The organism is Alcaligenes sp. SDU_A2 (assembly GCF_038237375.1).
Classification (GTDB): Bacteria; Pseudomonadota; Gammaproteobacteria; order Burkholderiales; family Burkholderiaceae_B; genus Alcaligenes.
Genome location: NZ_CP151273.1, coordinates 1,021,267 through 1,047,480 on the forward strand (window position 1 = coordinate 1,021,267; position 26,214 = coordinate 1,047,480).

Sequence of the window (26,214 nt, forward strand, 5' to 3'; positions counted from 1 at the left end):
GTCTCGTCGCAAGACGGGACAACCACAGAGATTAAACTGAAGAGTTTGATCCTGGCTCAGATTGAACGCTAGCGGGATGCTTTACACATGCAAGTCGAACGGCAGCACGAGAGAGCTTGCTCTCTTGGTGGCGAGTGGCGGACGGGTGAGTAATGTATCGGAACGTGCCCAGTAGCGGGGGATAACTACTCGAAAGAGTGGCTAATACCGCATACGCCCTACGGGGGAAAGGGGGGGATCGCAAGACCTCTCACTATTGGAGCGGCCGATATCGGATTAGCTAGTTGGTGGGGTAAAGGCCCACCAAGGCGACGATCCGTAGCTGGTTTGAGAGGACGACCAGCCACACTGGGACTGAGACACGGCCCAGACTCCTACGGGAGGCAGCAGTGGGGAATTTTGGACAATGGGGGAAACCCTGATCCAGCCATCCCGCGTGTATGATGAAGGCCTTCGGGTTGTAAAGTACTTTTGGCAGAGAAGAAAAGGCGCTTCCTAATACGAAGCGCTGCTGACGGTATCTGCAGAATAAGCACCGGCTAACTACGTGCCAGCAGCCGCGGTAATACGTAGGGTGCAAGCGTTAATCGGAATTACTGGGCGTAAAGCGTGTGTAGGCGGTTCGGAAAGAAAGATGTGAAATCCCAGGGCTCAACCTTGGAACTGCATTTTTAACTGCCGAGCTAGAGTATGTCAGAGGGGGTAGAATTCCACGTGTAGCAGTGAAATGCGTAGAGATGTGGAGGAATACCGATGGCGAAGGCAGCCCCCTGGGACAATACTGACGCTCAGACACGAAAGCGTGGGGAGCAAACAGGATTAGATACCCTGGTAGTCCACGCCCTAAACGATGTCAACTAGCTGTTGGGGCCGTTAGGCTTCAGTAGCGCAGCTAACGCGTGAAGTTGACCGCCTGGGGAGTACGGTCGCAAGATTAAAACTCAAAGGAATTGACGGGGACCCGCACAAGCGGTGGATGATGTGGATTAATTCGATGCAACGCGAAAAACCTTACCTACCCTTGACATGTCTGGAAAGCCGAAGAGATTTGGCCGTGCTCGCAAGAGAACCGGAACACAGGTGCTGCATGGCTGTCGTCAGCTCGTGTCGTGAGATGTTGGGTTAAGTCCCGCAACGAGCGCAACCCTTGTCATTAGTTGCTACGCAAGAGCACTCTAATGAGACTGCCGGTGACAAACCGGAGGAAGGTGGGGATGACGTCAAGTCCTCATGGCCCTTATGGGTAGGGCTTCACACGTCATACAATGGTCGGGACAGAGGGTCGCCAACCCGCGAGGGGGAGCTAATCTCATAAACCCGATCGTAGTCCGGATCGCAGTCTGCAACTCGACTGCGTGAAGTCGGAATCGCTAGTAATCGCGGATCAGAATGTCGCGGTGAATACGTTCCCGGGTCTTGTACACACCGCCCGTCACACCATGGGAGTGGGTTTCACCAGAAGTAGGTAGCCTAACCGTAAGGAGGGCGCTTACCACGGTGGGATTCATGACTGGGGTGAAGTCGTAACAAGGTAGCCGTATCGGAAGGTGCGGCTGGATCACCTCCTTTTAGAGCGAATGGCTCGCAAAGCGAAAGCGTCCACACTTATTGGCTGTTAGTTAATGTCATGACCATGAAGGTTATCGCCCAGTGGTGATAGATGGGTCAGTAGCTCAGTCGGTTAGAGCACCGTCTTGATAAGGCGGGGGTCGTTGGTTCGATTCCAACTTGACCCACCAACGATTACCTCGGGGGATTAGCTCAGCTGGGAGAGCACCTGCTTTGCAAGCAGGGGGTCGTCGGTTCGATCCCGTCATCCTCCACCATCGCTTTATCGCGGTAGAGGCCGGTAACTGATCATTCATGACAGAGTATAGGGCACAGGCAAACAACGGTTTGGCTGGCGCTAGATTCAACGAAGAGTGTTCTTTTTAAAGAATACTGCTCGTTGGGTTATGCAACCCACGAATTGCTCTTTAACAATTAGGAAGAAGCACAACGAAGGTGTGTTGTCTGATACGCATCATTTCTTAGGAAGCGATGTAGACAATGCACGGGTTGTGATTGCAACACGAACAATTTATGTTCAACAAGTTCTCAAAAATATAGACGTTGTTCAATCCTCGGATTGGATGACAGCTAAGGATTGATGAACGGCAACAACGTATACTCATATATCCTATAGCCGTAAGCGTTATAGGATCAAGCGAATAAGTGCATATGATGGATGCCTTGGCGATCACAGGCGATGAAGGACGCGGTAGCCTGCGAAAAGCTACGGGGAGCTGGCAAACAAGCTTTGATCCGTAGATGTCCGAATGGGGAAACCCACCGCAGCAATGCGGTATCCCATACTGAATACATAGGTATGTGGAGGCGAACCGAGTGAACTGAACCATCTCAGTAACTCGAGGAAAAGAAATCAACCGAGATTCCGGAAGTAGTGGCGAGCGAAACCGGACCAGCCTGGATGTTTTAGCGTATTACATAGTCGAATGGAATGGAAAGTCCAGCCGTAGCAGGTGATAGCCCTGTAGACGAAATGCAATACGTGGAACTAAGCATCGAACAAGTAGGGCGGGACACGTGAAATCCTGTCTGAATATGGGGGGACCATCCTCCAAGGCTAAATACTCGTGATCGACCGATAGTGAACCAGTACCGTGAGGGAAAGGCGAAAAGAACCCCGGAAGGGGAGTGAAATAGATCCTGAAATCATATGCATACAAACAGTAGGAGCACCTTCGTGGTGTGACTGCGTACCTTTTGTATAATGGGTCAGCGACTTACATTCAGTGGCAAGCTTAACCGAATAGGGGAGGCGTAGCGAAAGCGAGTCCGAATAGGGCGATTCAGTCGCTGGGTGTAGACCCGAAACCAGGCGATCTATCCATGGCCAGGTTGAAGGCACGGTAACACGTGCTGGAGGACCGAACCCACTAATGTTGAAAAATTAGGGGATGAGCTGTGGATCGGAGTGAAAGGCTAAACAAGCCTGGAGATAGCTGGTTCTCTCCGAAAACTATTTAGGTAGTGCCTCACGTATTACTGTCGGGGGTAGAGCACTGTTATGGCTAGGGGGTCACAGCGACTTACCAAACCATGGCAAACTCCGAATACCGACAAGTACAGCGTGGGAGACAGAGCACCGGGTGCTAACGTCCGGACTCAAGAGGGAAACAACCCAGACCGCCAGCTAAGGTCCCTAACTATGGCTAAGTGGGAAACGAAGTGGGAAGGCATAGACAGTCAGGAGGTTGGCTTAGAAGCAGCCATCCTTTAAAGAAAGCGTAATAGCTCACTGATCGAGTCGTCCTGCGCGGAAGATGTAACGGGGCTAAGCCATAGACCGAAGCTGCGGATGTGTACTTTGTACACATGGTAGGAGAGCGTTCCGTAAGCCTGTGAAGGTGTTCCGTGAGGAATGCTGGAGGTATCGGAAGTGAGAATGCTGACATGAGTAGCGATAAAGGGGGTGAAAAGCCCCCTCGCCGTAAGTCCAAGGTTTCCTGCGCAACGTTCATCGGCGCAGGGTGAGTCGGCCCCTAAGGCGAGGCAGAGATGCGTAGCTGATGGGAAGCGGGTTAATATTCCCGCACCGTCGTAGAGTGCGATGGGGGGACGGATTGCAGAAGGTCATCGGGGTGTTGGATGTCCCCGTTGGCGCATCGTAGAAGGCACTTAGGCAAATCCGGGTGCATAATTCAAGGGTGTGACTGAATAGAGCTTCGGCTCTAAACTGACTGGAAGCAGTTCCAAGAAAAGCCTCTAAGCTTCAGCTCTACGAGACCGTACCGCAAACCGACACAGGTGGACGGGATGAATATTCCAAGGCGCTTGAGAGAACTCAGGAGAAGGAACTCGGCAAATTAATACCGTAACTTCGGGAGAAGGTATGCCTCATTAGTGTGAAGTGCCTGCGCACGGAGCACGAAGAGGCCGCAGTGAATCGGTGGCTGCGACTGTTTACTAAAAACACAGCACTCTGCAAACACGAAAGTGGACGTATAGGGTGTGACGCCTGCCCGGTGCCGGAAGGTTAAGTGATGGGGTGCAAGCTCTTGATCGAAGCCCCGGTAAACGGCGGCCGTAACTATAACGGTCCTAAGGTAGCGAAATTCCTTGTCGGGTAAGTTCCGACCTGCACGAATGGCGTAACGATGGCCACACTGTCTCCTCCTGAGACTCAGCGAAGTTGACATGGTTGTGATGATGCAATCTCCCCGCGGCTAGACGGAAAGACCCCATGAACCTTTACTGTAGCTTTGCATTGAACTGTGAACCGGCCTGTGTAGGATAGGTGGGAGACGTTGAAGCGTGGTCGCCAGACTGCGTGGAGTCAACCTTGAAATACCACCCTGGTCTGTTTGCGGTTCTAACCTAGGTCCCTTATCGGGATCGGGGACCGTGCATGGTGGGCAGTTTGACTGGGGCGGTCTCCTCCCAAAGTGTAACGGAGGAGTTCGAAGGTACGCTAGGAACGGTCGGAAATCGTTCTGATAGTGCAATGGCATAAGCGTGCTTGACTGTGAGACTGACAAGTCGAACAGGTACGAAAGTAGGACATAGTGATCCGGTGGTTCTGTATGGAAGGGCCATCGCTCAACGGATAAAAGGTACTCTGGGGATAACAGGCTGATACCGCCCAAGAGTTCATATCGACGGCGGTGTTTGGCACCTCGATGTCGGCTCATCTCATCCTGGGGCTGTAGCCGGTCCCAAGGGTATGGCTGTTCGCCATTTAAAGAGGTACGTGAGCTGGGTTTAAAACGTCGTGAGACAGTTTGGTCCCTATCTGCCGTGGGCGTTGGATACTTGACGGAGCCTGCTCCTAGTACGAGAGGACCGGAGTGGACGTACCACTGGTGTATCGGTTGTCATGCCAATGGCATTGCCGAGTAGCTACGTACGGAAGAGATAACCGCTGAAGGCATCTAAGCGGGAAACTCGTCTGAAGATTAGGTATCCCGGGGGCTTGACCCCCCTGTAGGGTCGTCCGAGACCAGGACGTTGATAGGCTGGGTGTGGAAGTGCAGTAATGCATGTAGCTAACCAGTACTAATTGCCCGTGTGGCTTGATCCTATAACCCTTGTGGTTGTAGTGAGTACAAGTTGTTGACCACAGAACGTAATATTGAAGTGCAGCGCAGCCCGCGCTCAAACCCTTCGTAAACACTTGCTAAGCGATCCGTACTGATCCTGGCAAGGTGCTTCTTCCAAATTGGCTAGGCTGTCCACAAGACAACCTGGCAACCAGTTACGCTTGACGACCATAGCAAGGTGGTCCCACGCCTTCCCATCCCGAACAGGACTGTGAAACGCCTTTGCGCCGATGATAGTGGACGGACGTCTGTGAAAGTAGGTCATCGTCAAGCTCTTATTGCTCAAAACCCCCGCAAGCCTCGCTTGTGGGGGTTTTGTCTTTTAGGGCGACGCAACGCCGATGCACGGCTCGATTCCTGCCTACATGCGCCTGAACGCATCCACCCCGGCCTGCACGCCGCCCAAGCACTCTCCAGCACAGCGCACGCACAACACTCAAACCCAGCCCAAGCAATATCCAAAATAACGTCCAGACGACGGGGCATCGGTGATCAACAATCAGTACCCTCGCACGTATGGCAAGAACAGGTAAAATGAGTGGCTACCGTTGTTGTTAATGCTTGATTCAGGAGAACTGCATGAACCAGTCCGTCAATCCCGAATTTGAACCTGGCCTGCCGCTGCGCAAGATTACGCATATCTGTTATGCCCTGTTTTCGCTGGCCATGATCAGTGCGGGTCTTTTTGGCGCTGCTGCCGTGGCTGCAGTTATTCTGGCCTACGTCAAGCGAAGCGATGCTTCGGGAACGATCTATGCCAGTCACCTGGATTGGATTATCAAGACGTTCTGGTGGGGATTGCTGTGGGTCGTGCTCAGTGGCCTGCTGACTACTATTTTTATCGGTTGGGTGACCGCTGTCGTTGCGCTGGTCTGGATTGTCCACCGCCTTATCAAGGGCTGGCTGGCTCTTTCCGGTGGGCAAGCTTTGGGGCAGGATTACTGATCTGCACGAGTAAAAAAAGGTGTTCGCAGGAACACCTTTTTTTATGGTTCTTCGAGAAGTGTCGAGGACTCCTTCGTCGTGGGCGAATCATTTGAGCCAAGCGGAAAAAAAACTTGGATTCTCGCTGGGCCGGCTGTGGTCGGCCTGGCGAGAACGGCACTGCTGTGCTTGGCCTGAACGGCGGGACGGTTGCCTACGCCGTACATGGGATCAGCCATCCGCTGAGTTTTCTTAGTGTTCGCAGAGCAGCTGGATATGCGTGATGTGCAGATGGTGCAGGCATTCGCGCAGCAGTAGCAAATATGCCCCGAGTTGTGTGTCTTTAAGGGGGGAATCCGGTCCGGCCTGGGCGGCTAAACCGGCTGCGGCGGCACCGACAGTGGCGTCGGCGTATAGATTAAAGGCGCTTTCCACTTGTTCCAGGCTCAGGGCGTGGCTGTCATGGCCCGACGAATGGGCAATCCATTGCTTTAGGCGCGCGGCTTGCGGGCCGGAAGCAAACACCAGGAACTGGCGCAAGTCCAAACGAGCAGGTTGGATGTCGTCCTCGATGAGTTCGATGGCTTGTTCCAACTGTTGCGCGGTAGGCCCGGGTCCGGCAAAACAAGCGCGGGTCAGGGCATCGAGCGAGAGTTGCGGAAAGTGTTCGATGTGGACCGGTACCCCTTTGCGAGCCATGCCGATGCTGGCCTGGTCGGGCGTGAAGTGCAGTACGGCGATCTGGGCTTGCGGCTGCGCCTGCTGCAATTGTTGAAGCAGGGCCGGGATGGCATGGGGAGGGTTCAGAGTGCTCGCAGTGTCCGACATGATGATCCTTATTGACTGTCTGTCTTGTTCTCTGGCGCTATGTTGAACAAAGCCAGGGCCAGAGGCCGCTGGACATCGTGATCCACGATAGGGAAGGGATAGTCCTGTCCCAAAGAAAAATCCAGTGGCAGTTGCCGGGCTTGCCAAGGGGCATGAATGGCCTTGTTGTCGAGCCGGGCCAGTTCAGGCACATAGCGCCGAATAAAGTCTCCGTTAGGGTCGAACTTACGTGATTGGGTGACCGGGTTGAAGATGCGGAAGTAGGGTTGTGCATCGCAACCGGTGGACGCAGCCCATTGCCAGCCGCCGACGTTGGACGCCATGTCGTAATCGAGCAGCTTGCGGGAAAAATACTGTTCGCCCCACCTCCAGTCTATCAGCAAATCTTTGACCAGGAAGGAAGCAGTGATCATGCGCAGCCGGTTATGCATATAGCCCGATTGATTCAGCTGCCGCATGGCTGCATCCACGACAGGATAGCCAGTGCGGCCTTCGCACCAGGCTTGGAACCAGTCCTGACGGTTAGGGTAGGGCAGATCGCGGTAAACGGGTTTGAAGCTTTGTGTGGCGGATTCGGGGTGGTGCCACAGAAATTGTTGATAGAACTCGCGCCAGATCAGTTCGCTTAACCAGGTGGCTGCGCCTTGAGAGTCGCTGGGCCAGGCCATAGAGACGGCCTGACGGATGGACAGGGTGCCAAAGCGTAAGTGTGGTGCCAGATAAGATACTCCCCGTTTGGCGGGGAAGTCCCGCAGGCTGTCATAAGCATGCAGGCGTGGTTCAAATTGTTCCACCAGCTTTTGCGCACCATGCATGCCGGGTGTCTGACGCAAGCGTTCCAGCAGATCCGATTCAAATCCCAGCTCGGTCAGGCTGGGCAGTGCCTGCTCCGTCAATGTGGCCCATGAGCCGCACTGAGTATCGTAGGCAAGCAGGCATTGGGGATGTATCCGTTCCAGCCAGGCACGTTTATAGGGGGTGAAAACGGTATAGGGACGGGCCTGGCGGTTCAGGATTTCGTCGCGGGCGAAGATAACCTGATCCTTGTAAACATGCAGTTGCTTGCCTTGCCTGGATAGGGCTTGCGTGACGGCGGCGTCACGTTTCAGCGCCTGGGGCTCGTAGTCTTCGTTGGCATAGACGGCCTGGGCCTGCAACTTTAGGGCCAGCTCGGGAATCACCCTGACGGGATCGCCGATGGCAGTGATCAGTTCCGTGCCCAAGGCTCGCAGGTGCTGCTGCACTTCCCGCAGGCTTTCCAGAATAAAGGCGACGCGCAGGTCATCGGCAGGCAGTGTTTGAAGAATCTCGGTATCAAAGACAAAGACGCAGGCTACCGGATGGCCGCTGCTCAATGCATGATGTAAAGCGGCATGATCCTGCAGCCGCAGATCGCGGCGCAGCCAGCAAAGGGACAAAGGGGCAGTCATGGCGTAAAAGGCAAGCAGACAAAAATGGGCATCCTTTCTGGGTTGGTCTGGATGCGTTCATAAAAAAAGCCGCGGCTGGAATCAGCGGCGCGGCCTGTTACTGCGCAAGGTGCCGTAGCACCGGCAGCTCATTTGAGATGAGTGCTGACCAATTTGGTCAGTTCGAACATGGATACCTGGTCCTTGCCGAACAGGGGACGCAGCTTGGCATCGGCATTGATGTTGCGGCGGTTGGCGGGGTCCTGGAGATTGTGCTTTTTGATGTAGTCCCAGATTTTCTTGGTGACTTCTGTGCGCGGTAGCGCGCCCGGACCAATCACGGCAGCCAGAGTGGGGCTAGGAGTGAGAGGCTTCATGAATGCTGCATTGGGTTTGCGAGCGGCAGGCTTTTTCTCGGTGCTGGCCATGAACAGAACTCCTGATGAATAAGTTGAAAGGACAGGATATGCGACTGGGCACGACTCCGTTGTCAGCATACCGTGATACCTGCAGGAAATCCAAGCCATTTGTGACCGTTTGCGGATTGGGCGGCGAGGGGGCTTTCTTGGCTGGGTGTACAGGATGAATGCGGGCGCGGACAGGGCCCGGCAAGAACCAGGGGCAAACATGCGTACGGAGCGAGGCTGTAGCATAATGGTGGATTACTGATCAATTAGGCGACGCTGCGCTGTGGCATTTTGCTGCTTTTGCGCGGTCCTGCGCCGCGCGCAGGGCGGATCGCCAATTTCCGAGCCTTGTTATGAGCCTTTCCGTGGATACCCTTGTAATTCGCCGTCCGGATGACTGGCACCTGCATTTGCGCGATGGCGCTGTCATGGAGTCGGTTGTCGGTCATACGGCAGCCCAGTTTGGTCGGGCCATCGTCATGCCGAACCTGACGCCGCCGGTGACCACGACCGCCCAGGCCCAGGCCTACCGCGAACGCATTGTGGCCGCTGTGGCCAAAGGTGGCGGCCGGACGGATTTTGAGCCCCTGATGACCTTGTATCTGACGGATAACACCGATCCGGACGAGATGCGGCGCGCCAAAGACAGCGGATCTGTACATGGAGTTAAGTTGTATCCGGCCGGTGCCACGACCAATTCGGACGCGGGTGTGACCGATTTGCTGGGCAAGTGTTCCAAGGTGCTGGAGGTGATGCAGGAGGTCGGTATGCCTTTGCTCATGCATGGTGAAGTCACCGATCCCCGTGTGGATTTGTTCGATCGCGAAGCGGTGTTTATCGAACGCGTCATGATTCCGATGCGCAAGGCCTTTCCCGCGCTTAAAGTCGTGTTCGAGCACCTGACCACAGCTGATGGTGCTGCCTACGTCAGCCAGGCCGAAGGCCCGGTCGCGGCGACGCTGACCGCTCACCATCTGCTGTATAACCGCAATGCCTTGTTTCAGGGCGGCTTGCAGCCGCACTGGTACTGCTTGCCTGTCCTGAAGCGCGAAACGCATAGACAGGCTTTGCTGAAAGCCGCCGTCAGCGATGGGGGGCGTTTCTTTTTGGGCACAGACAGTGCTCCGCATGCGCGCAGTCGCAAAGAGCAGGCATGTGGCTGTGCCGGTTGCTATACCGCTTTGCATGCGATGGAGCTGTATGCAACGGCGTTTGACCAGATTGGCCAACTGGATAAATTGGAAGCATTTGCCAGCCTGAACGGGCCGGCATTTTATGGTCTGCCCGTGAATCAAGGCAGTCTGACCTTGCAGCGTCGCCCCTTTGCCATCCCCGATTCCGTGGATATGGCCGGAGATCCCTTGGTGCCGCTGGCAGCGGGGCAGGCGTTGGAGTGGAGTGTGGTGGCCTGAGTCGGCTGACCGAATTAAAAAAGCGCGTGGCAGAGGCCACGCGCTTTTTCATTACGAAGGGTCGAACAGGTCTTGGGAGCCAAGATTGCGTGGGGGTGTCAGGCCCAGGTGCCGCCAGGTGCCCAGCGTTGCAATGCGTCCGCGCGGTGTGCGTTGCAAAAAGCCGTGCTGGATCAGATAGGGTTCGATGACGTCTTCGATGGTATCGCGTTCTTCGCCGATGGCGGCTGCCAGGCTGTCCACCCCGACAGGGCCGCCATCGAATTTGTGGATAATAGCTTCCAGCAGTTTACGGTCCATCAGGTCCAGGCCTTGCGGATCAACTTCCAGCATGGCCAGCGCAGCTTGCGCGCAGTCGGTGTGGATGATGCCGCCTGTTTTGACTTCGGCATAATCGCGCACCCGGCGCAACAGGCGGTTGGCAATGCGTGGCGTACCGCGCGAACGACGCGCGATTTCGTACGTGCCTTCGGTCGTGGTGGATACATTGAGCAGACCCGCACTGCGGGCCACGATGCTGGCCAGATCATCCACGTCGTAGAATTCCAGCCGGGACACAATACCGAAGCGGTCCCGCAAGGGGTTGGTTAGCATGCCGGCGCGGGTAGTGGCACCGACCAGCGTAAAGGGCTGCAGGTCCAGCTTGACGCTGCGTGCCGCCGGGCCTTCGCCTATCAGGATGTCGATCTGGAAGTCTTCCAGCGCCGGGTAGAGGATTTCTTCGACCACGGGCGAGAGTCGGTGGATTTCATCGATGAACAGGACGTCGTTGGGTTCCAGATTGGTCAGCAAGGCGGCCAGGTCGCCCGGACGCTCCAGCACGGGACCGGAGGTTTGGCGCAGATTGACGCCCATTTCGTGGGCAATGATGTGCGCCAGTGTGGTTTTGCCCAGGCCGGGCGGACCGAACAGTAGTACGTGATCCAGGGCTTCTTGGCGTTGCCGGGCGGCGGCGATGAAGATTTCCAGTTGTTCGCGCGCGCGAGCCTGGCCCACGTAGTCCTCCAGCATCTTGGGGCGCAGTGCGCGTTCGACGGATTCTTCGTTGGGCGACAAGGCCTTTGGGGTGATGACGCGCTGTTCGGTGGGCAGGCTGGAGAGCGAATCGGAATGAATGGCCATGGTGCGTAGGCTGATTGAATATACAGTATGGTACATCATGCGGCCCTTTCAGGGGCGCGCGCAGTAGAACCGGATGCCCGGCTGCATGAGTGGCACGGTTGCGCCGGGCGCAAGCCGCGCTATTCCCGCATAATGTCGGGGCTATGGTCTACAGACGAGATTTTACCCATGTCTTTTACTCTACCCACTTTCGATGATGTGCTAAGTGCCGCCCAGCGCCTGCTGCCGGTGGCCCATCGCACGCCGGTCCTGACCTCCTCCACTCTGAACCAACGCCTGAATGGTCAGGTGTATTTCAAGTGCGAGAATTTCCAGCGCATCGGAGCGTTCAAGTTTCGTGGCGGCTATAACGCCTTGGCCGCTTTGTCGCCCGAGCAGCGGCGCGCCGGAGTAGTGGCATTTTCGTCGGGTAATCATGCCCAGGCGGTGGCGCTGGCGGCACGCTTGCTGGATGTTCCGGCCACCATCATCATGAACTCCGATGCGCCGGCCGCCAAGCTGGCCGCGACACGCGGCTATGGGGCTACAGTCATCGAATGCGACCGCCTGACTCAGGACAGGACGCAGATCGCCCAGGATCTGGTGGATCGTCAGGGATTGACCTTGATTCCGCCGTTTGCTCATCCTGATGTCATCGCGGGGCAGGGGACAGCGGCGCGTGAACTGCTGGAAGATGTGCCGGATCTGCAGGAGCTGTATGTGCCACTGGGCGGCGGCGGCCTGCTGTCGGGCTGTCTGTTGACGGCGCAGGCTATGGCACCGGATTGCAAGGTCTATGGTGTAGAGCCGTTGGCCGGCAATGATGCCCAGCAATCGCTGCGAAGCGGAGCTATCGTCAAGATTGCCCCGCCGGCTTCGATTGCCGATGGGGCATTGACCCAGGCGCTGGCTCCGATGACTTTCGACATCATTCGCCGGCATGTCGCCGATATTCTTACCGCCACGGATAACGAACTGATCGAGGCGCTGCGTTTTTTTGCCGGGCGCATGAAGATCGTGGTTGAACCCACAGGTTGCCTGGGCGCGGCCGCGGTGATGCGGCAGGTCGATCTGCAAGGTCGGCGTGTAGGGGTGCTGATTAGTGGCGGCAATGTGGATCTGGCCGCCTGGGGGCGCTTGCTGGGATGATTGCCGCCTGGATGCCGGGACGCGCTCGTTTTGTCCCGGCCTCTGTGTGTGCGTTAAGCGCGCGAAAGCGCCTTGAGTGCTTGTTTGATGCCTTCGGAGACATCAATGCCTTCTGGCAGAGCCTTGACCGCAATGGCGGCTTCTTTGTTGGAGTAGCCCAGGGCTTCCAGTGCATGCAGCACATCGTCGTGGCTGCTTGGGGCGGTGGCCGCTGCATGGCTGCCCAGGTCGGCACCCAGCTTGCCACGCAGCTCCAGCAGCAGCCGTTCGGCCGTTTTTTTGCCTATGCCTGGAATCTTGATCAGTCGGCCGCTTTCCTGACGGGTGACGGCATCGGCCAGTTCGCTGGCGCTCATGCCCGACAGGAGTGCCAGCGCGATGCGCGCGCCTATGCCGGTCACTTTGATCAGGGCGCGAAAGGTGCTGCGTTCGGCCAGGCTGGAAAACCCAAACAGTACGTGCGCATCTTCACGGATGGCCAGATGGGTGTACAGACTGACTTGCGCGCCCAGTTCGGGCATTTGGTAGAGCGTGCTCATGGGCACGTCGATTTCGTAGCCTACGCCCCCTACATCCACACAGATAGTAGGCGGTTGTTTTTCAATCAGGGTTCCGCGAATGCGACCTATCATGGCAATACCTTTGGTTTCAGGGCCTTAAACATGATTCAAACTATTTGTGTCCGGCATGGCACGGGCGGGCCTAGCCCAAGACTCTGCCAGCCCGGATGCGGCGGCGCGGGCCGGCTGCCAACACCCCATTCTTTTGCAGGCCAGCCAGCACGCTGGCATGATGTGCGTGGCTGATGGCGCAGGCCAGCGCGTCGGCCGAGTCCGGCGCGGGCAAGCCGTTCAGTTGCAAAAGACGTTGCACCATGAGCTGTATCTGCTCTTTGGCGGCGTGGCCGTTGCCGGCAACGGTTTTCTTGATCTGCAGCGCGGTGTATTCGTGTACGTCCAACCCGCCCATCGCCAGGGCGCATAGCGCCGCGCCGCGCGCCTGGCCCAGCAGCAGGGTGGAGTTCGGGTTGTTGTTGACGAATACTTTTTCGATAGCGGCCGTATCCGGCTTGCTCTGCTCTATGACTTGCGCGATGTGGGTCAGAATGAGCTTGAGGCGCTGCGCTAGCGCAAGATCCGACGGGACCACGATGGTCCCGCTGGCGATATAGCTGAGCCTGGGCCCCTGGACGTCGATCACCCCGAAACCGGTGCGACGCAGGCCAGGGTCTATGCCCAGGATACGCATATCAGTGGCGGAAGTGGCGGGTGCCGGTCAGGACCATGGCAATGCCGCGTTCGTTGGCGGCTGCGATGACTTCGTCGTCGCGCACGCTGCCGCCGGGCTGGATCACGCAGGTCGCACCCGCTTGGGCCACCACGTCCAGGCCGTCGCGGAATGGGAAGAACGCGTCCGATGCCACGGCCGATCCGGCCAGCGTCAGCCCGGCGTTCTCGGCCTTGATGGAGGCGATGCGGGCGGAATCCACACGGCTCATCTGGCCTGCGCCTACGCCCAGCGTCATGCCCTGGCCGCAGAACACAATGGCATTGGACTTGACGTACTTGGCCACGTTCCAGGCGAACAGCAAGTCTTGCATCTGCTGGGCGGTGGGCTGGACTTGTGTGACGACCTGGAAGGCCTGGATATTGTCGCGGAAGGTATCGGGTGTCTGCACCAGCCAGCCGCCGCCAACCCGTTTGACGTCAAAGGCGTTGTGGGCGTCGCCCGCATCCACGGTCAGCACGCGCACGTTTTTCTTGGTGGCGAATACGTCCAGAGCGCCTTGGGTATAGGACGGTGCCAGCAATACTTCCACGAATTGGCTGCTGATGGCCTGGGCGGCCGCTTCGTCCACTTCGCGGTTAAAGGCGATGATGCCGCCGAAGGCCGATGTGGGGTCGGTCTGGAAAGCCTTGCGGTAGGATTGTTCGGCCGTTTCGCCCAAGGCCACGCCGCAGGGGTTGGCATGCTTGACGATGACGCAGGCACCGGCATCAAAACTGCGTACACATTCCCAGGCGGCATCGGCATCGGCGATATTGTTGTACGACAGTTCTTTGCCTTGCAACTGGCGGTAGCGGCCCAACAGACCGGCACCGATCTGCCCGTCCGCGTAAAAGGCGGCGGACTGGTGCGGGTTTTCGCCGTAGCGCAGGGTTTGCTGCTGCTGAACCTGGATGGTCAGCACGCGCGGCCATTCTGCACGCTCGGGCGCGCTGTCTTGAGCGGGCTCGGCCTGTGCCAGGCTGCTCAGGTAGGCGGCGATGGCACCGTCGTAGGATGCGGTGTGGGCGTAGACCTTGGCGGCCAATTCCAGGCGCAGGCCATAGGATGGCTGGCCGGCGGGGCTGTCGATATCGGCCAGCACGCGTTCGTAGTCGGTCGGATCGATGACCACGCAGACGCCGCCTTCGGGCGTGCCGTGGTTCTTGGCAGCGGCACGCAGCATGGCGGGGCCGCCTATGTCGATGTTCTCGACGGCGTCGGCAAAGGTACAGCCCAGCTTGGCGACAGTTTCGCGAAACGGATACAGATTGACGACCAGCAGGTCAATGCGATCGATGCCGTGCTCTTGAATTGTCTGCAGGTGTTCGGCGCTGTCCCGGCGTGCCAGCAGGCCCCCGTGAATTTTGGGGTGCAGCGTCTTGACGCGGCCGTCCAGGATCTCGGGCGAACCGGTATGTTGCGCCACTTCGGTTACGGCCAGACCGGCTTGCGCCAGCAGCTTGGCGGTCCCGCCTGTGGACAGCAGACGCACGCCGCGCTTGGCCAGTGCCTGGGCGAACTCGACAATACCGGTCTTGTCGGAGACAGAAAGAAGAGCTGTCTGGATTTTCATGGAAGGTGAGGCTTGATAGTTGAGAATCAGGGTTGCAGGTTGTGGGCGTTCAGCTTCTTGCGCAGAGTGCTGCGCGTGATGCCCAACATTTCCGCGGCTTTGGACTGGTTGCCGGCGGATTTTTCCAGGGCAACTTGCAGAACAGGCCGTTCCACGCAGGAGATGACCATCGACAGCATGTCGCGTGGCTCGGAGTCGCCCAGGTCGGCGAAGTAGCGTTCCAGGCGCTCACGTACGGACTGTTCGAGTGGGTTGGTCGTAGACATGTTTTTTTAAGGTATACGTTGCTTAAATACAAAAGAGCCGTTTTCGACGCCTTATCCTTGATAAGGCTGGTCGAGATCGCATTCGTCGAACCAGTGGATGATGGCCTGCAGTTGTTCGGTACAGCATTCGATACGATTGATGCGTCCCAGCCAGTGTTCGGCCTCGGGCATGCCGGACAGATACCAGCCGATATGCTTGCGGGCAGTACGTACGCCTGTGTGCTGCCCGTAGAACGCGTAGTGATCTTCCAGGTGCTCTATCATGCAGTCGCGCAGCTCTGCGAACGAAGGAGCTGCGCGGTGTTCACCGTGTTCAAGATAATGCAGGATTTCCCGGAATATCCAGGGGCGGCCTTGGGCTGCCCGTCCTACCATGACGGCATCCGCTCCGGTGTACTTTAGTACGAACTTGGCCTTTTCGGGACTATCGATATCCCCATTGGCAATGACCGGAATAGAGATGCTGTTTTTGACCTCGCGTATGGTGTCGTATTCGGCCTGTCCCTGGTAGAAGTCGCAGCGTGTGCGACCGTGCAGGGTCAAAGCGGCAATGCCGAGGTCTTCGGCCAGCCGGGCGATACGGACAGCATTGCGCGATTGCGCGTCCCAGCCGGTGCGGGTCTTGAGTGTAACCGGAACCTGGTGGGGAGTACATGCCTTGACAACGCTGTCCAGGATTTGGGCAATCCGGTTTTCGTCACGCAGCAGAGCCGAGCCGGAGGCGACATTGCACACTTTTTTGGCCGGGCAGCCCATATTGATATCGATGATGCGGGCACCCTTGCTGATGTTGAACACTGCTGCTTCGGCCATCATGTCGGGGTCGGAACCGGCGATTTGCACGGCGACAGGATCGATTTCGCCATCGTGGTTCAAGCGTCGGGCGGTTTTGACGCTGTCCCATAAGCGCTTGTTGCTAGCCGCCATTTCCGAGACGGCATAACCGGCACCCAGGGCTTTGCACAGCCGACGATAAGGCCTGTCGGTGACGCCAGCCATAGGGGCGATGAAAATAGGATTGGGAAGGGTCCAGGAACCGATGCGCATTTATAGGATTTTAACGCTCCGGCTCGGCTCTGTGGGGAAGTCTTTGGGGGCGTGGTGCGGAAACGGCACGGCCTGCATTGACACAGACCGTGCCGGCCAGGAGTCAGGCGCGCAGACCTTGCAGAAGCTGGCGGGCAAAGGGCAGGCGGGCCAGGGGTAAGGTGTCCATGGCCAGCAGGCCCAGCCCACAGGCGTGCTGGATCAGCGGATTGTGCGTGGCGAACAGACGCGGCAACGTGTCGGTGATGGCAGCGGTCAACCAGCGGTCTGGACGGCGCAAGCGGGCGTAGCGGGTTAGAAAGGGGGTTGGGCTCTGGCGACAATCGGACTGCCAGGGGGCCAGGCTGTGTGCCAGTTGGGCCACATCGCGCAAACCCAGATTCAGGCCTTGGCCGGCGACCGGGTGTAGGGTCTGGGCCGCATTGCCGACCGCCAGCATGCGTTCGGCCAGCCGACTGGGTCCGGCATGAAAGGCGAGCGGAAAGAGATGTCGGTCCGAGACGGTGTGCAATTGCCCCAGGCGTTCGCCAAAGGCCTGCATCAAGGCGTGCTGGAAGTCTGACTCGGGCAGTTCGGCCAGCGTTTGGCTGCGTTCGGGGCCGTTGCACCACACAATGCCGTATAAATCGGCCCCATCGGGGTGCGGCAGGGCGGCCAGGGGGCCGTGGGCGGTGAAGCGCTCGTAGGCCCAGCCGTCTTGTGGGCGGCTGGCGCGCACCGTGGTCAGCAAGGCATGTTGCTTGTATTCGCGGCGCAGGCCGTTGGGTCGCGCGCCGTCGCACTGGATCGCCAGCAGGGCCGACGATTGCCCGGCGTCGTGCTGGACCCGCATATGGCCTGGGGCCGAGTTTGCCTGGGCAATCTGGGCTGGGATCAGGGTGACGCCACTGTCACGCAGGCGTGCATGCAGCTTTTCGAGCAGATCGTCGTAGTGGACGACCGCACCCAGATCGGCGACGCCCATTTCGTGCGCCTGGATCAGGCAGCGACCTAGCCGTCCTTGCTGGGACACATGCACGGTGCGCATGGGGGCGGCCCGGCGCGGCCAGGCTTGCAATTGTCCCTGAAGCAGTCGCAGGCTGCCGTGGTTCAGTGCCAGCGTGCGCGGGTCGCCCTGAACGTGCTCGGTCCTTGCCAGGTCGAAATTCTTGCCCAAGACGGCTATACGGTCCGGATGCGGGTGTTGCTTGGCCAAGAGCAAGGCCAGGGCCGTGCCGACCGGGCCGGCCCCACAGATGGCAATATCAAAGTCGGTGGCGTTCATGGAGGAGCTCGTGACGACGGTGTGGCAATTCGGGTATTGTACGGGAAGGCGATCATTGCGGCGGCCTGTCCAGCGTCGCGCTGGTTGGCGCTTTCGGACAACGGCCGATCCGGCCCCGGCTTGGATGCACTTCTATGTCCCCACCCGCATTGCTGCTGGAAGGTGCGCCGCACTTTCGCAATAAGACAGTGGCCGCATGGCTGGCCTTGACCCTGGGGGCACTCGGGGCGCATGGACTGTACTTGGGCCGACGACGATGGTGGCTGCCATTAGTCTATTCCGTGCTGATGCTTGCAGGCATGCTGTTTGCCGCTAACTGGCGGGAGTCGGTCTTTTTGCATTTGTTGTTTGTGCCGGTTGTGGCGGGCATTCTGGAATCGGTGGTTCTGGCCTTGCGCGATCCGGCGCGTTTCGATGCGCTCTACAATCCCCGGCAGGAGGTCAGCAACCGCCACGGTTGGCCTAGTGTTTTGACCGCGGTGCTTGGAGCCGTGGCTTTGGTGAATATCGGCCTGTACTGGCTGACGGTTATTATTCTTGCTGTGTACCGCGCGCTTGGCTGGTTGGATGGCGGCATCTATTAGGGTGTTGTAAAACAAAGGTTTACAAACTTTTCCGCAGGGGGTTTTCCTTGTGGCGATCGAGCGCTCGCGCTACAATAACGATTCTTCAATTCTATAGGAGCTGCGTGGTGAATCCCGACCCCGGCGACAGTCCCAGTCGATTATTTATCGACGTACTGATGTCCAGGCGCGTTCAGGCCCGCTGATTCTCTCGCAGCTTGCCACGCCCTGGAAAAACACAGGGCGTGGTTTTTTCGGCAGTTATCCGCCGCTCAAATCCCGCTATTCCATCCTTACAGGGGCCTACCGGTCTCTGCGTCCTGATGTGCTGCATGTTTCATGCGCAAAAGGGGGAATGTATGCGTATTTTCGATCTCTTTCTGCGTCGCGCCGGAATCCAGGCCTCTACGGCGGGTGCGCGCTCCGATGTGTCCGTGTCCCGTTTGACCGTGGTTTGCCCGCGCGGCGATCTGGCCCAGTTGCGGCGGCGTATTTATTCGGATCTGAACACGGCCGGCATCCGGATCACCAACCTGGAAGTCGATCACTCCGATACCCACGATACGGCTCAAGCGTGCATTACGCTGGCTTGTGCGCCGGATCGGCGTGCCGACCTTATGCAGCGCGCCCGTCTTATTCGTGATTACCCGGGCGTGCTCAACGTCAAGTGGGCTGGACGCGAGCGTATTGCTATAAACTAAAACGCAACTGGTTTTCCGGATTGCGCTTCCATGAACCTGATGGACTGGCTGACCCCGTGGGAATTTTCGCCCGTCTTGCTGGCGACGTTTCTGTTGGTCATCGTGCTGTACATTCGGGGGCGGCGAGTCCATCGGCCCAATTGCGTGCGTCAGTGTTTTTTCTGGATCGGTCTGATTCTGTTGTACCTGTCGCTGCATACGCGTCTGGACTATTACGCAGAGCGCATGTTTTTCATTCATCGGGCCCAGCACTTGATCCTGCATCATCTGGGCCCGCTGTTCTTGATGGGGGCCTATCCGGGCCAGACGCTACGGGCCGGCTTGCCCCTGGTTTGGCGGCGTCGTTTGGCCGCCTGGCTGCGTCGCCCATCCGGACGCCGCACGCAGGCCGTTTTGACCCATCCTGTGCTGGTCGCATTCCTGTTCGTGTTTCTGGTGCTGGTCTGGATGTTGCCTGTCGTCCAGTTCTACTCCATGCTGGATTGGCGTCTGTACCGGTTGATGAATTGGTCTGTGGTCATCAGCGGCATTTTGTACTGGAATCTGATTCTGGATCGTCGGCCGTCGCCGCCCGCACGCTTGTCGGTCGGCGGACGCATTCTGTCGCCTGTCATCACTATGGTGCCGCAAATGATTGTGGGTGCCGTCATAACCTTTACCGAATACGATCTCTATCCTATCTTCGATCTGTGCGGCCGGGCCATAGCGGGCATGGATGCGGTGGCCGATCAGGTAATGGGCGGTCTGATCATGTGGGTGCTGGCGGGGCTGGTCGAGGTGTTCGGCCTGCTTTATGCTTTGGGCACCTTGATGCGGCTGTCCGCGCGCAATCGTTTGCCCGAATCGCCGCGTCGCCCCGCACGTGTGCCGGCCCCGGCTCCCTGAGCCAGGGCGCTCGTCGGCTTTGCCCTTGATGTCGGGGTGGCCGCAGGCTGGGCTTATGCCGCTTTGCCTGCCTGTCCAGGTCAGGGTGCTCCCGTCGCAAGGGCGGGGTTTTGTGTATTGTCGGGAGTCCGAATGTTGTTTAGATCTGTTTTTCCCCTTGCGCGTACTGGTCTGATTCTGGCCTTAGCGGCCGGGCTGGCCATGCCGGCGCATGCCCAGCCCATAGGCATTCCGTCGATGGGAGCCGCCTCGGGGGCGGAGCTGTCGCCGTCGCTCGAACGTACATTGGGCAATGCCATCATGGAACAGGGGCGGCGTTCCCCGGATTATGTGGCCGATTCCGACATCAATCAGTACCTGACCGATATGGGGCGCAAGCTGGCGCGCCACGGCCCGGCTATGGAGCAGCCGATCACGGTGTTTGCCTTGCGAGATAGCCGTATCAATGCGTTTGCCCTGCCTGGTGGCTATATTGGGATTCACAGCGGTCTGATCACGGCTTCGCAGTCCGAGTCCGAGTTGGCCTCTGTGTTGGCGCATGAAATCGCACACGTGTCCCAGCGGCATGTGGCACGGGGTATTACTCAAAGCGCGCAGAGCAATCATTTGATGATTGCGGCCCTGGCCGGTGCGCTGCTGGGGGCGCTGGCCGGCAGCGGCGATCTGGCGATGGGGGCGGCAGCGTTCGGTCAGGCGGCGGCGGTAGACCGGCAACTGGGCTTTTCGCGCCAGGCCGAGCAGGAAGCCGACCGGGTCGGGTTCGAGATGCTGTCCAAGGCCGGATACGAGCCTCAGGGCATGGTGCGCATGTTTCAGCGCCTGGCCTCGGCTTCGCGCCTGAACGAGAGCGCCACGGCCAATGAGTATGCCAGCACCCACCCCCTGTCCCGTCAGCGCGAGTCCGACATCCAGAATCGTGTCGGCGGCCAGCCTGCGTCGGGGTATGTGGACACGCCGTCGTTCTGGTATGTGCGCGCCAAGCTGATGATTATGCAGGCAGGGGCGGGGCAAGCCTTGCGCGGGGTAGAGCAAAGTTTGCAGAGCACGGCCCAGCAGGAGCAGGACAGTATCGAGCGCTCGGCCGCCCGTTATGGACTGGCCTATATCGCGCTGGGTCGCAAGGAATACGAACAGGCCCGTCGCTTCCTGGCTCAGGCGGGCGAGCGGGCCTCCTACCGGGCCCCAGAACTTGATACGCTGGCCATCAGTATCGATATTGCGGCGGGCGATCGGGAGACGGCCTTGGCCACAGCCCGGCAAGCCTGGCAGCGTTGGCCACAAAGCCAGGGCGTGGCGCTGGCGTATGTGCAGGTGTTGCAGCAGGCCGGTCAGAACGAACAGGCTCAGCGTTTTTTATTGCAGCGCATCGAACAGTGGCCCGATGTTCCCCGCCTGCACCAGTTGCTGGCCCAGACCTACGACAGGCTGGGTGACGGGGTCAAGGCACGGCGGGTGATGGCCGAGTATTACCAGTTGATCGGTGCCTTGCCGACGGCGGTGGAGCAGTTGCAGCAGGCCCGGAATCTGACTTCCGATTTTTATCAGCAGTCGGAGCTGGATACGCAGATACGGCAGTTGCGTGAACGCGTAGAAAACGAACGGGTGTTATTGGAGCGTTTTCGTTCTTGATCCGGTTTGCTCCGGCCACATGGGTTGGAGCGGCTTAACTGCGTGTTTCAAAAAAGCGCGCAAGCCGTGCGGGCAGCCAACCCATATTGCCGGGAAAGCGGCCCGTGGTAAAACCGACGTGCCCGCCTTGGGCCGGTTGATGCAGCAAAATCGTGTTTGAGCAATCTTGCGGGCCGGGCAGGCAGCTTTGCGGGACAAAAGGATCGTTGCGGGCGTTCAGCACCAGCGTGGGCACGGCTATGTTGGGCAGCAACGGTTTGCTTGATGCCCGGGTCCAGTAATCCAGGGCATTACGAAAGCCATGCATGGGCGCAGTGTAGATATCGTCGAATTCGCGCAGCGTACGGGCCTGGTTCAGGCGTACGACATCGATCAGTCCGGGAAAGCGGCGCGCTTTGTCATGCAATTTGGCACGCATGGTTTTCAGGAAATAGGGCGAATAAAACCAGCGACCCATGCGCGATTCGGACAGATAACGGCCACAGGCAACCAGATCCAGCGGCACCGAGATGGATGCGCAGGCTTGCAGCCAAGCGGCGTTATCGCCCGCTTCGCCCAGGAATTTGAGCATGGCATTGCCACCCAGCGAGGTACCGGCTGCGTGCCAGCGTGCGTTGGGCAGATGGCGGCGGACGGCCTCCAGAATAAAACTGACTTCGTCCGAGTCGCCGGAATAGTAAGCCCGCGCCATGCGGTTGGGAAAGCCCGAGCAGCCACGAAAATGGGCTACGACCACTACCCAGCCGCGTGCCCGGAAATATTGGGCGATAGCTTGAATATAGTGGCTGCGGCTGCTGCCTTCCAGGCCGTGGAACAGAACTAGGGCGTGTGTGTCGGGGCTGGAGGGCAGGCTGGCCCAGTCATCGGCTTGTAGCCAGCGCCGAGCAGCCGTGCGCGACAGGTGGGCGTCCGGGTGTGCAGTGGCACCGCTGGCCAGTTTGTCGGCAAACAGGCCCGGCCCGGTCCAGTCCAGATCCAGAAAATCGCCATCGGGGGTGTCCAGGCGCTGGCGCACAAAGGCGATGTGATGATGGCGGGCGAAAAACGCGCTATGAATGGTTTGCAGATGGCCGCCGGGCAGCCAGGCGGGCGCAGGACAGGCGCTGGAATCCAGGCGAGCGCTCATGAGCAAGGGTCGCCATGCAAACACGTGCGCAACGTCCGGCGTTGCATAGCCGCCGTCAGAAGCAGGGGGAAGGGCGCGGGAGACAACGATGCAACCAGTATGGATCAGTGGCCGTGGGCTTTTTCGCCGTCTTTCAGGCGGTAGCGCGCGCCACAGTAGGGGCAGGCGGCTTCGCCGGTTTTGCTGATGTCGATATACACGCGCGGATGCATGCTCCACAGTGGTGCCTTGGGGCCGGGGCAGTGCACGGGCAGGTCGGCGGCTCCGACCAGGATCAGTTCGTGTTCTGCTTTTTTGGGTTCGATCGCGGCGCTCATAGGGTTCCTGGAAACGAGAAGACCAACAAGTAAATAGAAAAAAACAGAGCGCCGCACACGGGGTTGAGCCATGCGCCGGGCGCGCAGAGCAAAGATTGTACCAAGACACGGCGTTTTTTTCGTGAACCTGTGGGTGTGTTGGATGCCTGTATCCGGGTTTTGCACCTAGAATAATGAACCAAAAGCAAAATAGCCGCAGTGGCCCCGGCCGCACGCGTGCGCAGCAGCAGGAGGAGGGGCGTGCAAGCCTTCACGAAACTGTCCCGTCTGTTGCCCGGTCCGCAGGAACGGGTCAACATGCGCGAAGGATTCATTGATTTTATTCCGGCCCTGATCGCTACGGTGGTCTGGGGCTTTGTTACTGGCGTGGCCATGATCAAGTCGGGCCTGAGCGGCCTGGAAGCCGTCTTGATGACTTTGCTGGTGTATGCCGGATCGGCGCAGCTGACCGCCTTGCCCCTGATCGAGTCGCAAGCCCCTCTGTGGCTGATTTTCGTGGCCGGATTCGTGGTCAATATCCGTTTCATTATTTTCGGTGCTGCGTTGCAACCGTACTTTCGCCATCTGGACTGGAAGCGCAGGCTGGGCCTGGGCTACCTGACCAGCGATATGGTGTTTGTGTTGTTCATGTCGCGGTTTGGCGATGCCAAGCAGCGCGGTACGCGCGAACAATTGTGGTATTACCTGGGCATTATTCTGCCGGGCTGGATCAGTTGGCAGACCGCCTCGCTGGCAGGCATCGTGCTGGGGGCCTATGTGCCTACCTCGTGGTCGCTGGAGTTTGCCGCTATTTTGGCTTTGCTGGCCTTGCTGATACCGCTGGTCAATAGTCGCCCCATGTGGGCCTGTTTATTGACCGCCGGTGTCATCGCCTGGGTCGGGCAGGCCCTGCCTTTGCGTCTGGGTCTGGTGGCCGCGGTGCTTGGCGGCGTGCTGGCCGGCGTGGCGGCAGAACAACTGCAACGGCACAGGGGCGCACGGCAATGAGCGATTGGCAGTATGATTGGTACGTTTTAGGTGCGATCGCCTTGCTGGTCTTGTGCAGCCTGCTGACCCGCACCGGCTATTTCATGTTCGGCGACTTGTTGCCCCTGACCGAGCGCATGCGGCGCGCTTTGCGCTACGCACCGGTCGCTGCTTTGGCGGCGATTATCGTGCCCGAGCTGCTGCCCTGGGCACCCGGAGACTCTCCCCAACTCACCATCAAAGCGTTGGCCAGTCTGATCGCTGTGCTGGTCTTCATCCGCACTCGCAATGCCGTCTGGGTCATCGTGGCCGGCATGCTGGCATTCTGGCTGATTCGCACCGTGGTGGCATAAGGCCACAAATCCGACGGTTCGTGGCTGCTTTTTCGCATAGGAAAGGCAGGCATAAGCTAAAATAGGATTGTTACAACTGCTTGCCAATCCTGGGCGAGCCGAATTTTTGCGTACATGACAGATAAAACTTCTTCGACCTCCGATACCGTTACTTTTTCTGATTTCGGTCTGCACCCTGGAATCCTGAGCGCCATTCTGGATGCGGGATACGCCAAGCCCACGCCGATTCAGGCGGAAGCCATTCCTGTGGTGTTGGCCGGGCGTGATGTCATGGGCGCAGCTCAGACGGGCACGGGCAAGACGGCTGCGTTTTCGCTGCCTATCCTGCATCGCCTGATGGCCCATGCCAATACCAGCGCCTCGCCGGCACGCCATCCGGTGCGTGCCCTGGTGCTGACCCCCACGCGCGAACTGGCCGATCAAGTGGCCGAAAGCATCTCGCTGTACAGCAAATCGGTGCCTTTGCGTTCGGCCGTGGTGTTTGGCGGCGTGGATATAGGCCCGCAGAAAGAAGCGCTGCGCCGAGGCGTGGAAGTGGTCATTGCCACACCTGGCCGACTGCTTGACCATATCGAGCAGCGCACCATCAATCTGGGGCAGGTGGGTATCCTGGTGCTGGACGAAGCCGATCGCATGCTGGACATGGGCTTTTTGCCTGATCTGGATCGCATCGTCAGCCTTTTGCCTAAGAACCGGCAAGGTTTGCTGTTCTCGGCCACCTTCAGCAAGGAAATCCGCAAGCTGGCACGTTCTTTCCTGAGCGATCCAGTGGAAATCGAAGTGGCGGCCCGCAATGCCACCGCGTCTACCGTGACGCAATTGATCCATCCCATGCCAGCCGACGACAAGCGTCGTGCAGTGGTGCATCTGGTCAAGACCAAGAAACTGACTCAGACCATCGTGTTTTCCAATACTAAGATCGGTGCCGGTCAGTTGGCGCGCTTTCTGGAGCGGGAAGGCATACGCGCCGAGTCCATTCATGGCAACAAGAGCCAGTTGGAGCGCATGAAGGTGCTCGATGCCTTCAAAGGCGGCAAGGTGGATGTGCTGGTGGCGACCGATGTGGCCGCGCGCGGGCTGGACGTGGCGGGCGTGCCTTGCGTCATCAACTTCGATCTGCCTTATAACGCAGAAGATTACGTACACCGGATCGGCCGCACGGGCCGTGCCGGTGCCTCGGGCGAGGCCATTGCCTTGATGTCGCCCGACGAAGAACCTTTGTTGCAGGACATCGAAAAATTGATCGGTTCGGCGGTTCCGCGTGCGCGTCTGGACCTGCCGTCGATGGCGGCGTCCTCGTCGGGGAATCGCAATGGCGGTCGTTACGAGCGGGGCGAACGCCGTTCCTACCAGCCCAGCACACCGCCGGTGGACGAATTTTTCCTGAAGCCGTACGAACCTTCCTCGGCAACGACGGCCAAGCCGGCTGTAGCAGTGCGCAGCAATGCGCCCCGTAAACGCTCGGTGGGCGTGTTGTTAGGCGGCGGCCGCTACTAAAGCGCGCAGATCGCCAGGGCCGCTTTGCACCGTGGGGCTGTGTGCCGATATGCTGTGCAGCAGGCGTTCCAGATGCTCGATATGAGGCAACAGGGGACCGTAGAATACGGTCCCTTGTGCATTTTGGATCTGCAAAGTGGGAAAGTCGTCGATGTCCTCGTCGCCCAGCAGCTCGGGGAGCTCCTCGATGTCGATCCAGACCAGGCAGGCTTGTGGCCATTGCTCGGCCAAGGACTCGAAGGCTTTTTGGTACTGTTTGCAGGTCTTGCACCAGTCGGCGCAAAAACAGGCAATCAGCAATGTATCGGGGTGCGCGCGTAGATGCTCGGCTAGCGCTGGCAACTGCAGATGGGCGGTGAACAGGGCCATAAATTCATACAGACAAAGAGACGGGACTGTGTCTATGATACCCGGGTAATCGACTTG

The 26,214-nt window shown here is 58.6% G+C and carries 23 protein-coding genes, 2 tRNA genes and 3 rRNA genes; 15 read left to right on the forward strand and 13 right to left on the reverse strand.

Going from position 1 to position 26,214, the window contains the following annotated elements; genetic code table 11:
• The first annotated feature begins 33 nt into the window (after window positions 1–33).
• From AADW57_RS04710 to AADW57_RS04735, 6 genes are all read left to right on the forward strand, one after another.
• Window positions 34–1,569 (forward strand): 16S ribosomal RNA (locus AADW57_RS04710).
• A gap of 93 nt (window positions 1,570–1,662) precedes the next feature.
• Window positions 1,663–1,739, forward strand: a tRNA-Ile gene (locus tag AADW57_RS04715).
• Window positions 1,740–1,750: 11 nt separating this feature from the next.
• Window positions 1,751–1,826 (forward strand) — tRNA-Ala (locus AADW57_RS04720).
• A gap of 374 nt (window positions 1,827–2,200) precedes the next feature.
• A 23S ribosomal RNA gene (locus AADW57_RS04725) occupies window positions 2,201–5,083 on the forward strand.
• A 179-nt stretch (window positions 5,084–5,262) separates the two neighbouring features.
• A 5S ribosomal RNA gene (gene rrf / locus AADW57_RS04730) occupies window positions 5,263–5,375 on the forward strand.
• The 16S, 23S and 5S rRNA genes sit together here with 2 tRNA genes alongside, the layout of an rRNA operon.
• 306 nt (window positions 5,376–5,681) lie before the next feature.
• Complete coding sequence (locus tag AADW57_RS04735; protein ID WP_341668900.1) at window positions 5,682–6,047, forward strand: DUF4870 family protein; 366 nt, start codon at window positions 5,682–5,684, stop codon at window positions 6,045–6,047.
• Window positions 6,048–6,278: 231 nt separating this feature from the next.
• Here the strand turns inward: AADW57_RS04735 and AADW57_RS04740 are convergent, their stop codons facing one another.
• The 3 genes from AADW57_RS04740 to AADW57_RS04750 form a co-directional block, all read right to left on the reverse strand.
• A complete protein-coding gene (locus AADW57_RS04740) occupies window positions 6,279–6,854 on the reverse strand; it encodes a hypothetical protein (RefSeq protein ID WP_341668901.1) in 576 nt (191 codons plus the stop codon).
• Between the two features lie 8 nt (window positions 6,855–6,862).
• Complete coding sequence (locus tag AADW57_RS04745) at window positions 6,863–8,284, reverse strand: cryptochrome/photolyase family protein (protein WP_341668902.1); 1,422 nt, start codon at window positions 8,282–8,284, stop codon at window positions 6,863–6,865.
• Window positions 8,285–8,412: 128 nt separating this feature from the next.
• A complete protein-coding gene (locus AADW57_RS04750; RefSeq protein WP_341668903.1) occupies window positions 8,413–8,691 on the reverse strand; it encodes an SWIB/MDM2 domain-containing protein in 279 nt (92 codons plus the stop codon).
• Between the two features lie 332 nt (window positions 8,692–9,023).
• On the opposite strand from AADW57_RS04750, the gene pyrC reads away from it, so the two are divergent.
• Window positions 9,024–10,082, forward strand: coding sequence for a dihydroorotase (pyrC, locus tag AADW57_RS04755; protein WP_341668904.1), 1,059 nt, complete (start codon window positions 9,024–9,026; stop codon window positions 10,080–10,082).
• A gap of 51 nt (window positions 10,083–10,133) precedes the next feature.
• On the opposite strand, the gene ruvB is transcribed toward pyrC, so the two are convergent.
• Entirely contained in the window at window positions 10,134–11,204 is a 1,071-nt protein-coding gene (ruvB, locus tag AADW57_RS04760; protein ID WP_341668905.1) for a Holliday junction branch migration DNA helicase RuvB, read from the reverse strand.
• A 168-nt stretch (window positions 11,205–11,372) separates the two neighbouring features.
• Here ruvB and AADW57_RS04765 point away from each other — a divergent pair, with 168 nt between their 5' ends.
• The gene (locus AADW57_RS04765; RefSeq protein ID WP_341668906.1) at window positions 11,373–12,332 is read left to right on the forward strand and encodes a threo-3-hydroxy-L-aspartate ammonia-lyase; all 960 of its coding nucleotides are present in this window, start codon (window positions 11,373–11,375) and stop codon (window positions 12,330–12,332) included.
• A 53-nt stretch (window positions 12,333–12,385) separates the two neighbouring features.
• Here the strand turns inward: AADW57_RS04765 and ruvA are convergent, their stop codons facing one another.
• From ruvA to AADW57_RS04795, 6 genes are all read right to left on the reverse strand, one after another.
• Window positions 12,386–12,964 (reverse strand): Holliday junction branch migration protein RuvA, encoded by a 579-nt coding sequence (gene ruvA / locus AADW57_RS04770; protein WP_341668907.1) that lies wholly within the window; start codon window positions 12,962–12,964, stop codon window positions 12,386–12,388.
• 70 nt (window positions 12,965–13,034) lie between these two features.
• A complete protein-coding gene (gene ruvC / locus AADW57_RS04775) occupies window positions 13,035–13,580 on the reverse strand; it encodes a crossover junction endodeoxyribonuclease RuvC (protein WP_341668908.1) in 546 nt (181 codons plus the stop codon).
• Window position 13,581: 1 nt separating this feature from the next.
• On the reverse strand, window positions 13,582–15,174 hold the full coding sequence (gene purH, locus AADW57_RS04780) for a bifunctional phosphoribosylaminoimidazolecarboxamide formyltransferase/IMP cyclohydrolase (protein ID WP_341668909.1): 1,593 nt from the start codon (window positions 15,172–15,174) through the stop codon (window positions 13,582–13,584).
• A gap of 26 nt (window positions 15,175–15,200) precedes the next feature.
• Window positions 15,201–15,440, reverse strand: coding sequence for a helix-turn-helix domain-containing protein (locus AADW57_RS04785; RefSeq protein ID WP_341668910.1), 240 nt, complete (start codon window positions 15,438–15,440; stop codon window positions 15,201–15,203).
• Between the two features lie 51 nt (window positions 15,441–15,491).
• Window positions 15,492–16,487, reverse strand: a complete 996-nt coding sequence (gene dusB / locus AADW57_RS04790; protein WP_341668911.1) for a tRNA dihydrouridine synthase DusB — start codon at window positions 16,485–16,487, stop codon at window positions 15,492–15,494.
• Window positions 16,488–16,590: 103 nt separating this feature from the next.
• Window positions 16,591–17,751: an FAD-dependent monooxygenase gene (locus AADW57_RS04795; protein ID WP_341668912.1), complete on the reverse strand. Its 1,161-nt coding sequence runs from the start codon at window positions 17,749–17,751 to the stop codon at window positions 16,591–16,593.
• Window positions 17,752–17,885: 134 nt separating this feature from the next.
• On the opposite strand from AADW57_RS04795, the gene AADW57_RS04800 reads away from it, so the two are divergent.
• From AADW57_RS04800 to AADW57_RS04815, 4 genes are all read left to right on the forward strand, one after another.
• Window positions 17,886–18,335, forward strand: a complete 450-nt coding sequence (locus tag AADW57_RS04800) for a hypothetical protein (protein ID WP_341668913.1) — start codon at window positions 17,886–17,888, stop codon at window positions 18,333–18,335.
• 338 nt (window positions 18,336–18,673) lie between these two features.
• Window positions 18,674–19,015 carry a hypothetical protein gene (locus AADW57_RS04805; protein ID WP_341668914.1) on the forward strand — a complete coding sequence of 114 codons (342 nt, stop codon included), beginning with the start codon at window positions 18,674–18,676 and terminating at the stop codon, window positions 19,013–19,015.
• Window positions 19,016–19,045: 30 nt separating this feature from the next.
• Window positions 19,046–19,900, forward strand: a complete 855-nt coding sequence (locus tag AADW57_RS04810) for a cytochrome c oxidase assembly protein (RefSeq protein ID WP_341668915.1) — start codon at window positions 19,046–19,048, stop codon at window positions 19,898–19,900.
• 132 nt (window positions 19,901–20,032) lie between these two features.
• Window positions 20,033–21,529 (forward strand): M48 family metalloprotease, encoded by a 1,497-nt coding sequence (locus AADW57_RS04815; RefSeq protein WP_341668916.1) that lies wholly within the window; start codon window positions 20,033–20,035, stop codon window positions 21,527–21,529.
• A 34-nt stretch (window positions 21,530–21,563) separates the two neighbouring features.
• On the opposite strand, the gene AADW57_RS04820 is transcribed toward AADW57_RS04815, so the two are convergent.
• Both AADW57_RS04820 and AADW57_RS04825 read right to left on the reverse strand, forming a co-directional pair.
• Window positions 21,564–22,655 (reverse strand): YheT family hydrolase, encoded by a 1,092-nt coding sequence (locus AADW57_RS04820; RefSeq protein WP_341668917.1) that lies wholly within the window; start codon window positions 22,653–22,655, stop codon window positions 21,564–21,566.
• A 104-nt stretch (window positions 22,656–22,759) separates the two neighbouring features.
• Window positions 22,760–22,972 carry a zinc-finger domain-containing protein gene (locus AADW57_RS04825; RefSeq protein WP_341668918.1) on the reverse strand — a complete coding sequence of 71 codons (213 nt, stop codon included), beginning with the start codon at window positions 22,970–22,972 and terminating at the stop codon, window positions 22,760–22,762.
• A 297-nt stretch (window positions 22,973–23,269) separates the two neighbouring features.
• Between AADW57_RS04825 and AADW57_RS04830 the strand changes: the two genes are divergently transcribed.
• The 3 genes from AADW57_RS04830 (at window position 23,270) to AADW57_RS04840 (ending at window position 25,788) form a co-directional block, all read left to right on the forward strand.
• Complete coding sequence (locus AADW57_RS04830) at window positions 23,270–23,959, forward strand: AzlC family ABC transporter permease (protein ID WP_341669660.1); 690 nt, start codon at window positions 23,270–23,272, stop codon at window positions 23,957–23,959.
• The gene (locus AADW57_RS04835) at window positions 23,956–24,291 is read left to right on the forward strand and encodes an AzlD domain-containing protein (RefSeq protein ID WP_341668919.1); all 336 of its coding nucleotides are present in this window, start codon (window positions 23,956–23,958) and stop codon (window positions 24,289–24,291) included. The genes AADW57_RS04830 and AADW57_RS04835 overlap by 4 nt, the downstream gene beginning before the upstream one ends.
• A gap of 114 nt (window positions 24,292–24,405) precedes the next feature.
• The gene (locus AADW57_RS04840) at window positions 24,406–25,788 is read left to right on the forward strand and encodes a DEAD/DEAH box helicase (protein ID WP_341668920.1); all 1,383 of its coding nucleotides are present in this window, start codon (window positions 24,406–24,408) and stop codon (window positions 25,786–25,788) included.
• Here the strand turns inward: AADW57_RS04840 and AADW57_RS04845 are convergent.
• On the reverse strand, window positions 25,768–26,157 hold the full coding sequence (locus tag AADW57_RS04845) for a thioredoxin family protein (RefSeq protein ID WP_341668921.1): 390 nt from the start codon (window positions 26,155–26,157) through the stop codon (window positions 25,768–25,770). The two genes, AADW57_RS04840 and AADW57_RS04845, sit on opposite strands and share 21 nt — an antisense overlap.
• Between the last annotated feature and the right edge of the window lie 57 nt (window positions 26,158–26,214).

Bases quoted from the DNA above. Each gene is read 5' to 3' on its own strand.
- AADW57_RS04735 (WP_341668900.1), top strand. From the start codon at position 5,682: ATGAACCAGTCCGTCAATCCCGAATTTGAACCTGGCCTGCCGCTGCGC.
- AADW57_RS04740 (WP_341668901.1), bottom strand. From the start codon at position 6,854: ATGTCGGACACTGCGAGCACTCTGAACCCTCCCCATGCCATCCCGGCC.
- AADW57_RS04745 (WP_341668902.1), bottom strand. From the start codon at position 8,284: ATGACTGCCCCTTTGTCCCTTTGCTGGCTGCGCCGCGATCTGCGGCTG.
- AADW57_RS04750 (WP_341668903.1), bottom strand. From the start codon at position 8,691: ATGGCCAGCACCGAGAAAAAGCCTGCCGCTCGCAAACCCAATGCAGCA.
- pyrC (WP_341668904.1), top strand. From the start codon at position 9,024: ATGAGCCTTTCCGTGGATACCCTTGTAATTCGCCGTCCGGATGACTGG.
- ruvB (WP_341668905.1), bottom strand. From the start codon at position 11,204: ATGGCCATTCATTCCGATTCGCTCTCCAGCCTGCCCACCGAACAGCGC.
- AADW57_RS04765 (WP_341668906.1), top strand. From the start codon at position 11,373: ATGTCTTTTACTCTACCCACTTTCGATGATGTGCTAAGTGCCGCCCAG.
- ruvA (WP_341668907.1), bottom strand. From the start codon at position 12,964: ATGATAGGTCGCATTCGCGGAACCCTGATTGAAAAACAACCGCCTACT.
- ruvC (WP_341668908.1), bottom strand. From the start codon at position 13,580: ATGCGTATCCTGGGCATAGACCCTGGCCTGCGTCGCACCGGTTTCGGG.
- purH (WP_341668909.1), bottom strand. From the start codon at position 15,174: ATGAAAATCCAGACAGCTCTTCTTTCTGTCTCCGACAAGACCGGTATT.
- AADW57_RS04785 (WP_341668910.1), bottom strand. From the start codon at position 15,440: ATGTCTACGACCAACCCACTCGAACAGTCCGTACGTGAGCGCCTGGAA.
- dusB (WP_341668911.1), bottom strand. From the start codon at position 16,487: ATGCGCATCGGTTCCTGGACCCTTCCCAATCCTATTTTCATCGCCCCT.
- AADW57_RS04795 (WP_341668912.1), bottom strand. From the start codon at position 17,751: ATGAACGCCACCGACTTTGATATTGCCATCTGTGGGGCCGGCCCGGTC.
- AADW57_RS04800 (WP_341668913.1), top strand. From the start codon at position 17,886: ATGTCCCCACCCGCATTGCTGCTGGAAGGTGCGCCGCACTTTCGCAAT.
- AADW57_RS04805 (WP_341668914.1), top strand. From the start codon at position 18,674: ATGCGTATTTTCGATCTCTTTCTGCGTCGCGCCGGAATCCAGGCCTCT.
- AADW57_RS04810 (WP_341668915.1), top strand. From the start codon at position 19,046: ATGAACCTGATGGACTGGCTGACCCCGTGGGAATTTTCGCCCGTCTTG.
- AADW57_RS04815 (WP_341668916.1), top strand. From the start codon at position 20,033: ATGTTGTTTAGATCTGTTTTTCCCCTTGCGCGTACTGGTCTGATTCTG.
- AADW57_RS04820 (WP_341668917.1), bottom strand. From the start codon at position 22,655: ATGAGCGCTCGCCTGGATTCCAGCGCCTGTCCTGCGCCCGCCTGGCTG.
- AADW57_RS04825 (WP_341668918.1), bottom strand. From the start codon at position 22,972: ATGAGCGCCGCGATCGAACCCAAAAAAGCAGAACACGAACTGATCCTG.
- AADW57_RS04830 (WP_341669660.1), top strand. From the start codon at position 23,270: ATGCGCGAAGGATTCATTGATTTTATTCCGGCCCTGATCGCTACGGTG.
- AADW57_RS04835 (WP_341668919.1), top strand. From the start codon at position 23,956: ATGAGCGATTGGCAGTATGATTGGTACGTTTTAGGTGCGATCGCCTTG.
- AADW57_RS04840 (WP_341668920.1), top strand. From the start codon at position 24,406: ATGACAGATAAAACTTCTTCGACCTCCGATACCGTTACTTTTTCTGAT.
- AADW57_RS04845 (WP_341668921.1), bottom strand. From the start codon at position 26,157: ATGGCCCTGTTCACCGCCCATCTGCAGTTGCCAGCGCTAGCCGAGCAT.